Below are 12,749 nucleotides of genomic sequence, written 5' to 3'. Positions count from 1 at the left end.
ATTTCACAAAAATTTGAGAAGCAATTTTCGTAAACTCCTTCTTATTTCTTGAAGCTGACTACTTCTGTCACAACCTCTTCAAGTCGTTAAATGGCTTGTACAACGATCGTTAGTAATAAACCCAATACATAGCTAGCATTGAATAAGACCATATTTTTGATGGAATAGCTGAAACTGATAGGTTGGGGTAATGTTTGCTTGAATTGATCTAAATGCTTCTTCACAATTGGAAAAGTCAAGAAGGTGACTAAGATCGGCCATTCATAGATACCACTCAACAATCCCATCAAAATCACAAAATAGCAAGCATACATCAATAGCTGGAATAAGACTGTTCCTGCTGGGCGTCCGATATAAAAAACCAGTGTATAGCGATGATTTTCAATATCGCGGTCAAGATCTCGCAAATTATTAGCTAACATGATATTGGCAATCGTAAACACCAGGGGTAAAGAGGCTAAGACAATTGCTGCTATAGCCCAAAGGTTTCCTACCAAAGCAAATTGCCCGGATGAAAAGTTGATCGTCAGATCATAGACATCCGAACCGAATGTATTGACATAAACGACCATGGCAAAAATCCCAAGTCCCATAGTCACCCCGCTGAAGATTTCCCCTAAAGGCATTCGAGACAAGGGAATGGGACCGAATGTATAGAATACTCCGATAAAACAACAGATAAATCCCATCAAAAGCAAAAGCCAACCCGTATTGATCGTTAAAATAATGCCAATAACAAAAACAAATGCGATCATCGCTAAAATCATGTTTCGGATCAATACAGGGGATAGATTTCTGCGACCAATGACGTTTTCTTCATACTTATATACTTCAGAATGAGCTTTTTCATAATCCATGTAATTATTGATCGCGGTAGTCGCTAAATCAAAAACTAGCATCCCAATAAAAAATAAAAAAGTGTTTAGCCAATGTATCTCGTGAAAAAAAGCGATAGAGAATAATACCCCTACCGCAAAAGGAAATACACTAGCCACCTTTGTTCGTATTTCAACTACTTCTAAAAAGATTTTTAGTGTCATGGTTCGTGCTCCTTATTTTAATTCAGAACGGTCACCCATCGTGTAATGGGAATCCTCAGATAATTTGAAAGTGTCTTTAATTGGATCGGTCACATATACTTTATCATCTTTCGTTACGAAGATTGCTTCCGTCCCATTGTTCAATTCGCTTTCGACATATTCCAGACCTTTTTTCACACCCATTGAAAAGACTGCTGTAGACAGACCATCACCATCGATCGATTTATCTGTTATGATCGTGACACTTGCGATATCGTTGTCGAACGGGTAACCCGTTTTTGGATCGAACAAATGATGGTATTTTTTGCCATCTACTTCTAAATAGCGCTCGTAAATTCCAGAAGTAACTAACGTTTTGTTCCGTTCTTTGATAGAACCTAGAACAGAGCCACGAGCCATATTTGGATCTTGGATGCCAACTGTCCAGTCTTGATTTTCGCCTCTTGGGCTGTGTCCTAAGACATAGACATTCCCACCTAAGTCAACGATAGCAGTAGTCACACCTTGTTTTTTCAAGACTTTTACTACTTCGTCCGTAATGTAGCCTTTGGCGATTGCACCTAAGTCGATGATCATCCCTTTTTCTTTTAGATAGACCGTTTTTTCTTTGTCATTTAGTTCGATCTTATGATAATCCACTAATTTCAATGCCTGATCGATTTCTTCTTGTGAAGGTTTTCTGGCGTCATCAAAACCGATTCGCCATAATTGAGTGATCGCACCAATTGCCATATCGAATCCGCCTTGAGAATCTTGGCTGTATTCATAGGCTCGTTTTACTAACGTGTAGACGTCGTCAGAAACTTTTACTGGTTTGATACCAGCTTGTTCATTCACTTCATCGATCTCGGAACCTTTTTGATTGATCGTGATTTTATCACCAAGTTCTTTTACTCGATCAAAGGCAGGTTTCAATGCTGATTCTTTGCCTTCATCATACACACGGATACGAACGTAAGTCCCTAACAAGAACTGTTCATCAGAGTACGGATCTTTTAAGATCTTGGTAGATGCTGAACTTTCAGTGGTTGTATTTTTTGTTGAGTTAGTGCAGCCAGTTAGCATCATAAAAGAGATGCTCAGTGTGATTAAGGAAAATAGTAGTTTTTTCCGCATTGTTTTCCTCTCTTCATTTTGAAAGGTGAGACGACTGCCTAACCTGGCTATCGTCCCACCCTCCAACTTTTATTCGTATGATTATGTGATTATTTTTCTGTTACGATATTATCTACTTCGATTGTTTGAGTGTCGCCTTTTTCAGCTGCATTCACTAATTGTTGTGCGTACATGATGAATGAATGTGAGCTGTGTGTAGCACCTGTAACAACTTCTACATCAGCTGGTGAGCCGTCTTCTTCACCCATTGCTTTGACGAATTCATCGTTAAGAGTAGGGATGTAAGTTTTTGGTTCTGTCCCGCTTTTGGCTTTCATGTTTTCATTGTATTCTGTATCATCTTGTTTTGATTTACCGTCTTTGTCGATATAATCAAAGTTTGATTCAGTTACTTTGCCGCCAGCAACTGTCATTTCGAATTGCACACGGTAGCCGTTAGAGTAGTTCTTTTCTTCTAGCTTGTAAGTGCCGTCTTTCAAATCAGCACCATTGTCGATTTCGATTGTATCTGTGTTACCAGCTTGAGCAGCTTGGATCAATTGTTGTGCGTAGTTTTGGAAGCTTTCAGATGAGTGAGTAGCTCCAGTTACGACTTCCACACCGCTTGCGCTTTGTGCTTTTAAGAATTGGTCATTCAACTCAGGAATGTATTTTTCTGGATTTGTGCCAGATTTAGCTTCCATGTTTTTGTTGTATTCTGCATCTTTTGTTTTAGATTCGCCGTTTTCATTGACGTTATCATATTTTGATTCAGTGATTTTGCCGTCTTTTACAACCATTTCAAAGACTGCGCGGTAACCATTTGAATAATTTTTTTCTTCTAATTTATATGTGCCGTCTTGCAAGTCTCCGCCAGCAACAACTTTTGCAGATGATTCTGTTGTGCTTTTTGCAGTCGAAGATTGTGCTGTAGATGATTCAGAAGAAGAATTTGAACTTCCGTTGTCATCTGCGCCGCAAGCGCCTAACACTAGAGCTGAAAATGCTAACACGGCAAATCCAGTTACAAAACGTTTTTTCTTCATTTTAATACCCCACCATTCCATTTTTAGTCCACAATTTTTCTTTGTGATTCATTATACATTCTAATCTTTTTAGCCTATAAGTCAACTATTTTCGATAAATAACCCATGTAATATTTCAAACGTTTTCTTTCAGCAAATTTCGTGAAAAAACGCTTTATTTTAAAATTTGAAAAAAATCCAAAAGGAGTTAGACAAAAGAACAGAACATCTATATAATATATGGAGATTGTGTAATAAGTATCAAACTAAAAGAATTATCATATATTCATTATATAGATAGTCTATAAGGAGCGGATGATCAATGGCAAAGCAAAATATTGTCGTTGTAGGAGCAGGATATGCCGGTGTTTCAGCTACAAAATACTTGGCAAAGAAACTGAAAAAAGAAGATGTAGCAATTACTCTGATCGATCGTCATTCGTACCATACTATGATGACCGAGTTGCATGAAGTAGCTGGCGGACGTGTAGAACCAGAAGCAATCCAATACGATCTGCAGCATTTGTTTGCTCGTCAAAAGAATGTACAGCTTGTCACAGACACTGTAGTCGGTATCGATAAAGAACAGAAAATCGTCAAGACCAAATTAGGTTCCTATCCTTTTGATCAGCTGATCCTTGGAATGGGCGGAGAGCCGAATGACTTTGGTACACCTGGTGTCAAAGCACACGGATTCACTCTTTGGTCATTTGAAGACTCTGTAAGGATTCGTGAACATATTGAGAAAACAGTAGCAAAAGCTGCATTGGAACCAAATGATGAGTTGCGTAAAGCCATGCTGACTTTCGTTGTCTGTGGTTCTGGGTTTACCGGTATTGAAATGATTGGGGAACTGATCGACTGGAAAAATCGCTTAGCCAAAGATTATAAGTTAGATCCAAACGAGATCACACTAATGGTCGTAGAGGCAATGCCGACGATCTTGAATATGTTAGACCGAAATGATGCTGCAAAAGCTGAACGCTATTTGCGTAAGCACAATGTAGAATTATTATTGAACGCACCAATCGTAGAAGTGGCTGCGGATCATATCAAGCTGAAGGACGGACGCAACATTCCGACCCACACACTGATTTGGACAGCTGGTGTTAAAGGAACTTCTGACGCTGCTGACTTTGGATTAGAAGCAGCACGGGGACAGCGGTTGATCGCCAATGAATACATGCAGGCAAAAGGCTACGAAGATAAAAACATCTATATCATCGGTGATTTAGTCTTTTATGAAGAGTTTCCAGGAACACCGACACCGCAAATCGTCCAAGCTGCTGAACAAACAGGACACACAGCCGCAGCGAATATCGTGGCTTCGATCAAAGGCGGAGAAAAGCATAAATTTAAAGGAAACTATCAAGGATTTATGGTTTCTATTGGTGCTAAATGGGGGGTAGCTAACCTATTTGATAAGATTCATCTAAGTGGATTTTTAGCTATCGTAATGAAACATATCGTGAATTTGAAATACTTCTTTGATATTCGTTCTGGTTATTATATGTTCCAATATTTAATGCATGAGTTTTTCCATATCAAAGACGATCGCAACGTGACTCGAGGACATTCTTCTCGTTACGGCAACGTTTTATGGAGTGTGCCACTTCGTATTTTCTATGGTTTAGTTTGGTTCGTTGAAGCTTCTAAAAAAATCATTGGGAATGGTGAAGTGTTCAAACCAAGTACTTGGTTTGGTGAAGGATCATGGTTCACTGGAAACAGCGTATTCCCTTGGACATGGGAATATAACGTAACAGATGTTGCCAGTGGTGCTTCTGCTGCTGGAGACGCAACGACAGCTGCTAGCGGAGCAGGGGCAAGTGCCGGAGAAGCAGCGACTCATGCTGCACATTTCGGTTTGAGTTATGCATACGGAGAAGAACCAATGGCTGTGATTGAGAAGTCACCAGACTGGTTCACAAAGATCATGCAAGTGATCATGCCAAATAATGATGTAGCAATGTTCTTCCAGAAATTCATGGTATTCTTTGAAATTGCCTTGGCATTAGCATTGATTGCTGGATTATTCACATGGCTATGCAGTGCGACAACGATCGTATTAGTGATCACGTTCTGTTTATCAGGTATGTTTTACTGGGTAAACATTTGGTTCATTTTTGTTGCTTTCGCATTGATGAACGGTTCCGGTCGTGCGATTGGTTTGGATCGCTGGGTGATTCCATGGCTACAACGTACACTAGGCAATTGGTGGTACGGTAGACCAAGTGCCCAATACGGCAAGAAATAAATAGATAAAAATAAATGAACAACGTTACTTGAATGCAAGATTTCAATAGAAAGGGGCTGAGGCAAACCGTCGCAGCCTCCTTTTTATGTAAAATAAAGGAATAAGATGCCCGAGATAAGCCTCCACGCTTAAAGCAAGACGCAGGTGTCACAACCTCTGATAAACGGTATTCCAGAAGTAGCTTCTTCGGAAATAAGACGAAATTTCACAAAAATTTGAGAAGCAATTTTCATAAATTCCTTCTTATTTCTTGAAGCTGCCCAATTCTGTCACAACCTCTTGATATAAACGGTGTTCCACCTGCTGCTTTTCGGTAATAAGTCCAAAGAATCAGAAAACATGGAAAGCTGTTTCCTACTCTTCGTTCTTATTACTCAAAGCAAGTCACAGGTGTCACAACCTCTTGTTTTTATGCTAAAATTGGGTGAGTTAATCTGGAAAAAGGAGAACAAAAATGAGCCTTAAAGAATTTGCTGAAAAAAGTCTGCTCAAACCTTGGGATGTTTTTATAATTTTTCTTTTGACTGTTCTTTCTTTTTTACCAGTCATGATTTTTGGTCTTCAGCAAAACACCGCAACAGCAGAAAAAGAAGCGGTACTGCGTGTGGATGGCACAGAAATCAAAACATTCCCTTTGATGGCTGGAGAAAAGAGCTACACATATACTTACAAAGATAAACACGGAGATTATAACTTAATCGAGATAGATGGCGATCGAGTACGGATAAAAGAAGCAGATTGCGATGACCAGATCTGCGTACGTCGAGGCTGGGCAACGAAAAATGGCGAAACCATTGTTTGTTTACCACATAAATTAGTGATCGAGGTCCGATCAACAGATGGGGGTGACGAAGACAGTCTGATTTATTAGACCTTCACACACCATGAGCAAATTACAAAAAATGATTTATATTTCGCTACTTGTTGCACAAGGAGTGATCATTGGCTTACTGGAAAATATGATCCCTTATCCTTTTGCTTTTGCGCCTGGGGCAAAACTGGGATTAGCCAACCTGATCACGATCGTTGCGATTTTTACCATGAAAAAAAGGGACAGCTTCTTGTTATTGTGGCTGCGACTATTTCTGACTACCTTGCTAGGTGGAACGATTTCTACGTTCCTTTATAGTATGAGCGGTGCGCTGCTTAGTTATTTTGGGATGTTATTGGTCAAGCAATTAGGTCCCAAACGTGTCAGTATCATCGGAATCAGTGCGGCCGGCGGGTTCATGCATAATGTCGGTCAGCTTTTGATGGCCTCTTTCATTGCGCAATCATGGACAGTCATGCTGTACTTGCCAGTCCTTTCCGTTTTAGGAATCTTGTCAGGAATCGCTATCGGGATCGCGGCGAATTATCTTTTACGACATGTGCAGACACTGCAACGATTCCAAAAAGATTATGAGCAGGGAACCAAACAACAATGGAGCCCGATGTTTACTAAAAAATAATCGTCACACAAGGAGTTTTTTTATGAAGCTACATCCAATGTGGGAAAACTATCCTGCTTTAAGTAAAGAATTGACAGAAACACTAAAACGGATGGAAGAAACTGTCCGTCTGAAAAACAAACCTGTCGAACAAGCAATCAAAGAAACGATCCATGCCGGCGGAAAACTGTTGCGACCTGCCTATCAGCTACTGTTCTCACAATTTGGACCAGAGCAAGACCGGGACAAAGCCATCGCTTTGGCAGCTTCCATCGAAATGCTCCATACGGCCACACTGATTCATGATGATATCGTTGATGAAGCAGATCTGCGGCGTGGTCAGCCTAATATCCGTAGTCAGTTTGGGAATGTCGTTTCTGTCTATGCAGGAGATTATTTATTCGTCTGCTGTTTTAAACTATTGTCTGATTACTCGACTTCCCTGAAAAGTCTTCAATTGAATTCTCGCAGTATGGAAAAAGTATTGAATGGCGAATTAGGGCAGATGGATGATCGCTATAATTATGAACTTTCTATAAAAGAATATTTGGAGAATATCTCAGGTAAGACAGCTGAATTGTTCCAACTAAGTTGTTCTGTTGGCGCTTTTGAAAGTGGAACAAGCGAGCGTTTCGCAAAAAAAGCAGGAGATATCGGACTTTCTATCGGGATGGCCTTCCAGATTATCGATGATATTTTGGATTATACAAAAGAGAGTCAGGAAATCGGGAAACCTGTACTAGAAGACATGCGTCAAGGAGTCTATTCTTTGCCATTGATCTATTCTTTGCAAAAAAACAAACAGACTTTACTGCCTTATTTAGAGAAGAAAACGGAAATGACAGAAAAAGATGTTGAAGCCGTACGCAAAATCGTTGAACGTACAGGAGGTGTGGGAGAAGCCAAGAAATTAGCAGCAGCCTACACCGAAAGGGCGTTGAAAGAAATTAAGAAATTACCTGACACCTCTCTTCGAACGAGAGAAAATCTTTTTTCCCTTACTCAATTGATTCTAGACCGCAAAGACTGAATAGAATTTGGTGCAACACGTGGATAAATTCCTAAGGATGAAATCTGCGTGTTTTGGATCACTTGAAATGGATTTTTTGATGTTAACAAGCAAAAATAAAGAGCAACGTCGCTAACTGACGTTGCCCTTTATTTTTTATCTCGGATCATTTTTTTATCTTTTCGACTTCTTATGACTCATGAAAGTGATTCTTAAACCGATTACAAGTAATATAACGCCTGCGACTGTTATCCAATTATTTGATTGACTTCCAGTTTTAGGAAGTACTTTTTTTGATTTGTTTAAATGATCATCGCTTGTTTTATTAGTTAAGTTGACGTTCGTCTTGTTATCCGAACTTGTTCTTGGGAAAGAGACACTTGCATGACGACTATCACTTGTGATAAATGTTGTATCTGCCGTATCGGTACTGTCACTTATTGTTCGAGTAGTATCTGAGCTATCGCTTGTAGTCGTTGTACCTGTACCATCACTTGATGTGGTAGTTGTCGTATCGGTACTGTCACTTGAAGTGGTAGTAGAATCCGTGCTATCGCTTGTAGTCGTTGTATCAGTACTATCACTTGTTGTTCGAGTTGTATCCGTGCTATCACTTGAAGTTGTTGTGTCAGTACTATTACTTGTGGTAGTTGGATCTGTGCTATCGCTTGAAGCAGTTGTGTCGGTACTATCGCTTGTAGTCGTTGTATCTGTGCTATCGCTTGTAGTCGTTGTATCAGTACTATCACTTGTTGTTCGAGTTGTATCCGTGCTATCACTTGAAGTTGTTGTGTCAGTACTATCACTTGTGGACGTTGTATCCGAGCTATCACTTGAAGTCGTTGTGTCAGTACTATCACTTGTGGACGTTGTATCCGAGCTATCGCTTGTAGTTGTTGTGTCGGTACTATCACTTGTTGTAGTTGTATCTGTACTATCACTTGTTGTAGTTGTATCTGTGCTGTCACTTGTAGTCGTTGTGTCAGTACTATCACTTGTGGACGTTGTATCCGAGCTATCACTTGAAGTCGTTGTGTCAGTACTATCACTTGTGGACGTTGTATCTGTGCTATCACTTGTGGTCGTGGTATCTGTACCGCCTGTACCATTGTCGCTGATAAATATTTCGTTAGGATCCCAACGATTGGTAGCCGCATCTAAAATCACATTTGTCCCTATAATCGTTCCGTCTTGGTTTTGAGTAATGTGAATAGTGGCATTAGGCGCAAGGATCGTACCCTGAAAAGGAGCACTGATTGTCAAATCAGTCATCTCATTTCCGAAATTCCAAGAGATATTCGCATCCGAAAAATCTTCTGTTTCATGATTGGAACGATCATTGTATTTGATTGGTGACTGTACGTTCAATGCAGAAGAACTGTTGATGACATTAAATACGACTACTTGATCACTTGGATTAATGATTTGAAGTGGCGTATTCATCGTTAACACTTCTGCGTCGATATTTACCAATAAAAATCCAGAATCTGATAAACCAGTCAAGTCAATGGTTCGATTATTCATGTCTGGAAAATCCGCAGCAGTATATGTTTTAACTGGAGTGGCAGTTGCAAGGTCATTTGCTGCTACATTCAATCTAGCAAACTCTTGCTCGAAATCAATATATTCGTTTCCATCACGATCTTTATAGAAATCATCTGGAGTTAAGTGATCAAGCCTTGCTCCATTAACCGTAGGACGTCCATCTTGTAATGCTACATCCACATTACTACCAACGACAAATTTATTTACTCTTGTGTCGCCAGTAGGGATTCCAGAAGAATTAATGAAAGAATCAGTTTTTTGTATATAATTGATCTCTTGGTTCAATAAGCCTTCATGAAGCTCTGTCCCAAAATTATTATTTGCATCCAGTTCATGTGTTGCTATATTTCCGTCTGTATGGGCATTAACCGTTGTCTTGTTTTTGGCAAATACATGGAATTGACTAGCAATTCCCAGCAAACCATAATTACCAGTTAAATCATTATAAACATTCCCAGGATCTTTAGGAATATATGTTTCCGCTGAAACAGCCACACCATACGAAAAGATGTTGAACAATAAAGCAGCTAATACTAATAAACTTACCCTTTTTTTCATCTTTTCCCTTCCTTTCATTTCAAACATTTTCCTATTATACTCTTTTTTTCCTAAGCTTAAACTGTTCGTTTAAAAAATCATTATTTATTTAAACAATATTAATGAATCATTCATTTTGTTGATTTTTGTTCAAGTGGAAAATAGAGAATATCTTTCTCTTTCAATCTCCAAACGATCATGCTAGTGACTGGAAAGTGTAAAAAGTGAGGGGGTGTAGTAACATATAAGTAGAAATCCTAGAGTTAGGAAAAAGCAAGTAGGATAAATAAAAAGGAGGAAAACAGATGAATTATTTAGATATGTTATGCGAGAGTGTGGACCGAGCATACGAGCGATTTGAACGCTTGTTTGAAGGCGTCTCTATTGAGGAGGCCAACCGTTTTCCAGTGGAAGACAGAGCTCCGCAAATCAAATCAATGACTTGGCTGGCTTGGCATACCGCTCGAGAATTGGATTTCCAGATTGCTGATTTAGCCAGTACCTCTCCAATTTGGCACAGCCAAGATTGGGAAAGCCGGTTTCCGATGACGATAGCAGATGACGAACAAGTTTGGAAGCACAGTCTGGAACAAGCAAAACAGATCCAAGCTAATCAAGTAGAAGTCTTGCTAGGATACTTGCGGGCTGCTTCTGATTCTGCTATTTCTTATTTAAGAGGGTTAGAACCTTCCGAACTAGATGAAGTAATTGACGAGAACTGGACACCACCAGTCACACGTGGGATGCGTCTCGTTTCTATTATTGATGACGCTGCCATGCACTCTGGTCAGGTGATCTATGCGAGACGTTTATTGGGATTGAAAGACTAAGGCACTAAATAAAAAAGAACTTACGACAAAAACAAGTCGCAAGTTCTTTTTTGATTTCAGTTGATTGGCATCCACGATCTGTATAGTAGTAAGGAATGTACTAAATAGTAGTGAAGCCGTCAGTAAACGTGATTTTCTCTTTTTCATTTCAAATCCCTCCATTTTTTATTGTAATCGGTTACTATTTCGTCCTAATAAATAATCCAATAAGAAGGAAGTTTATTTCACTTTTCTGGTCATCCACATATTTCTATAAAAGGAAAAAACTGTTCTGAGGGTGTGTTCTTAGTCTGATAAAGTATTAGCAGGTAGGCAGTTTTATCGATAAAAACATTATGGAAAAACAAAAACAGAGCCATTTGTTTTTATAGAAAAAACAGAAAAGTTCTATCGATAAAAAACGGCAAAGGAGGAAGATATTCTGGTCAAACGACACAAAAAAAGATCATCGCTTCCCTAGTAGTACTGGTAGTTGCACTCGGTGGCTTTTTTGTCTATGACCATTTCTGGAAAGAGCCGGAAGTGATCATGAATTTGAATAGCGGCGATCAATCATTTATCAAGGACATGTCAGAAGAAGAGTTGCGTGATTTTCTGCAAGATCAAGCAGACGAAGATTATGTTCGGCTGAAGTTGGATACGACGATGCATTTTGATACCTCTGACAAACCTGGGTCAGTCAATATCCAAAACCCGCCCAGTAATGAATACGCCATCGAAGTGACAACTTATATCGAAGGAGAAGACGATGAAATCTACATTTCTGGAGTGATCCAGCCAGAACAATATGTAAGTGAAGGCAAACTGTTGCGTAAAGTAGCTAAAGGAACATACAAAACGATCAGTACGGTCCAATTTTTGGATTCCGAAAAGAATGTAGTCGGAACATCTTCTGTCGTTGGAAAGTTAACAGTTGAAAGTTAACTGATAGCAAATATATATTTTTTAGGAGGAAAAGAAATGAGAGTCTCAAGAAAAATGTTGTTGCCGGCACTTGCATTAGTAAGCAGTGCGGCAATCGGGCAAACGGTAAGCGCTTATACATGGGTGGGTGGCGAACCTGATCCGAATACGGTTTACGAATCAGTCCAAAAACAAGATAACGCAACGATCCCAGCAGAAGGCACTTTTAAAGAGTGGGACCCAACTGATCCAGGACCAGGACCTGGGCCAACGGATCCAGTCGATTGGATCGATGTATCGATCCCGACAAAAGTCTTGTTCGGACAAACAGATGCGACAGAGGGTAAGGTCGTAGCACCAATCTATCAAATCAGAAACAATTCGACAAAAGGCGTGAAAGTCTCTGTGGGCAATTTCATCAAAGGGCAAGATGCAGACAAAGTGCCGGAATTAGTGTTGAACATGGATAGTGTCAGCAGCAGTACATCTATCTCTTTAGTCAACCCAACGACTGCTCCGCAATTTCCACGCGAGTTAGTGACATTGCCGAACCAAAACGATGTCACAGAGTTTACTTTCTCTGGTAGCGTCGGAGCGAATTTCCAATTTGGGGAAGCCATCAACCCTAAATATGAGCTTGTCTTGCAATTTGAAGCAATAGGGGTATAAAAAAATGAAAAAAACAGGGATCCTTCCGCTGTTTTTCCTTCTGGGGGTTATCTGTCTATCAATAAGCGGTTTGGCAGATGCAGCAGAAAAAGAAAGCACGATCGAAGTTAGCGGACTGATCTATTCAGAAAAACCAACGGAACCTGGAACAGGTCCAAGTACAGATCCTGGAACAGGATCAAGTGCTGGGCCTGATACAGGCTCAACTGCGGATTCCGCAACTGATTCGGGAAAAAGTACCGGTGGAGATACGTCAGGAACATCCGGTTCTAGCGACACTAAAGGCAATCTGCCTCAGACGAATGCTGTAAGAACAAGCAGGTGGGTAACGGCAGCAGGTGTGCTGCTTCTCCTCGGTTCTCTTTCTTTATTAAGTAAAAAAGCCTTGCCTGGAGACACAGATGTTTAG

13 protein-coding genes are annotated in these 12,749 nt (G+C 40.0%); 8 read left to right on the top strand and 5 right to left on the bottom strand.

Annotated features, from left to right (window positions below; genetic code table 11):
- Window positions 1–86: 86 nt before the first annotated feature.
- The 3 genes from menA to pplA form a co-directional block, all read right to left on the bottom strand.
- Window positions 87–1,040: a 1,4-dihydroxy-2-naphthoate polyprenyltransferase gene (menA, locus tag HMPREF2961_RS10360; RefSeq protein ID WP_002315803.1), complete on the bottom strand. Its 954-nt coding sequence runs from the start codon at window positions 1,038–1,040 to the stop codon at window positions 87–89.
- Window positions 1,041–1,052: 12 nt separating this feature from the next.
- Window positions 1,053–2,156 carry an FAD:protein FMN transferase gene (locus HMPREF2961_RS10355; protein WP_025477335.1) on the bottom strand — a complete coding sequence of 368 codons (1,104 nt, stop codon included), beginning with the start codon at window positions 2,154–2,156 and terminating at the stop codon, window positions 1,053–1,055.
- A gap of 89 nt (window positions 2,157–2,245) precedes the next feature.
- On the bottom strand, window positions 2,246–3,181 hold the full coding sequence (gene pplA / locus HMPREF2961_RS10350) for an extracellular electron transfer flavoprotein PplA (protein WP_002307821.1): 936 nt from the start codon (window positions 3,179–3,181) through the stop codon (window positions 2,246–2,248).
- A gap of 301 nt (window positions 3,182–3,482) precedes the next feature.
- On the opposite strand from pplA, the gene HMPREF2961_RS10345 reads away from it, so the two are divergent.
- The 4 genes from HMPREF2961_RS10345 (at window position 3,483) to HMPREF2961_RS10330 (ending at window position 7,877) form a co-directional block, all read left to right on the top strand.
- Window positions 3,483–5,417 (top strand): NAD(P)/FAD-dependent oxidoreductase, encoded by a 1,935-nt coding sequence (locus HMPREF2961_RS10345; RefSeq protein ID WP_002315805.1) that lies wholly within the window; start codon window positions 3,483–3,485, stop codon window positions 5,415–5,417.
- Window positions 5,418–5,871: 454 nt separating this feature from the next.
- Complete coding sequence (locus HMPREF2961_RS10340; protein WP_002315806.1) at window positions 5,872–6,288, top strand: NusG domain II-containing protein; 417 nt, start codon at window positions 5,872–5,874, stop codon at window positions 6,286–6,288.
- A gap of 13 nt (window positions 6,289–6,301) precedes the next feature.
- Complete coding sequence (locus HMPREF2961_RS10335; protein WP_042957083.1) at window positions 6,302–6,868, top strand: Gx transporter family protein; 567 nt, start codon at window positions 6,302–6,304, stop codon at window positions 6,866–6,868.
- Window positions 6,869–6,890: 22 nt separating this feature from the next.
- Window positions 6,891–7,877 carry a polyprenyl synthetase family protein gene (locus HMPREF2961_RS10330; RefSeq protein WP_070704741.1) on the top strand — a complete coding sequence of 329 codons (987 nt, stop codon included), beginning with the start codon at window positions 6,891–6,893 and terminating at the stop codon, window positions 7,875–7,877.
- Window positions 7,878–8,030: 153 nt separating this feature from the next.
- Here the strand turns inward: HMPREF2961_RS10330 and scm are convergent, their stop codons facing one another.
- Window positions 8,031–9,959, bottom strand: coding sequence for a collagen-binding MSCRAMM adhesin Scm (scm, locus tag HMPREF2961_RS10325; RefSeq protein WP_070704744.1), 1,929 nt, complete (start codon window positions 9,957–9,959; stop codon window positions 8,031–8,033).
- 284 nt (window positions 9,960–10,243) lie between these two features.
- Between scm and HMPREF2961_RS10320 the strand changes: the two genes are divergently transcribed.
- Window positions 10,244–10,768, top strand: coding sequence for a mycothiol transferase (locus tag HMPREF2961_RS10320; protein WP_002315810.1), 525 nt, complete (start codon window positions 10,244–10,246; stop codon window positions 10,766–10,768).
- On the opposite strand, the gene HMPREF2961_RS15435 is transcribed toward HMPREF2961_RS10320, so the two are convergent.
- Complete coding sequence (locus HMPREF2961_RS15435) at window positions 10,748–10,915, bottom strand: hypothetical protein (RefSeq protein WP_154017557.1); 168 nt, start codon at window positions 10,913–10,915, stop codon at window positions 10,748–10,750. The genes HMPREF2961_RS10320 and HMPREF2961_RS15435 overlap by 21 nt on opposite strands.
- A gap of 381 nt (window positions 10,916–11,296) precedes the next feature.
- Here HMPREF2961_RS15435 and HMPREF2961_RS10315 point away from each other — a divergent pair, with 381 nt between their 5' ends.
- The 3 genes from HMPREF2961_RS10315 to HMPREF2961_RS10305 are packed head-to-tail and all read left to right on the top strand — an operon-like array spanning window position 11,297 to window position 12,749.
- Window positions 11,297–11,692 (top strand): hypothetical protein, encoded by a 396-nt coding sequence (locus HMPREF2961_RS10315; RefSeq protein ID WP_202401275.1) that lies wholly within the window; start codon window positions 11,297–11,299, stop codon window positions 11,690–11,692.
- Window positions 11,693–11,728: 36 nt separating this feature from the next.
- Window positions 11,729–12,340, top strand: coding sequence for a hypothetical protein (locus HMPREF2961_RS10310; protein WP_070704738.1), 612 nt, complete (start codon window positions 11,729–11,731; stop codon window positions 12,338–12,340).
- Window positions 12,341–12,344: 4 nt separating this feature from the next.
- Complete coding sequence (locus HMPREF2961_RS10305; RefSeq protein ID WP_002315813.1) at window positions 12,345–12,749, top strand: LPXTG cell wall anchor domain-containing protein; 405 nt, start codon at window positions 12,345–12,347, stop codon at window positions 12,747–12,749.

The sequence above is a fragment of the Enterococcus sp. HMSC076E04 genome, from assembly GCF_001814285.1.
Taxonomy (GTDB): Bacteria; Bacillota; Bacilli; order Lactobacillales; family Enterococcaceae; genus Enterococcus_B; species Enterococcus_B lactis.
Note: the sequence above shows the minus strand (reverse complement) of the source record. Positions and strands in the feature narration are given on the sequence as shown.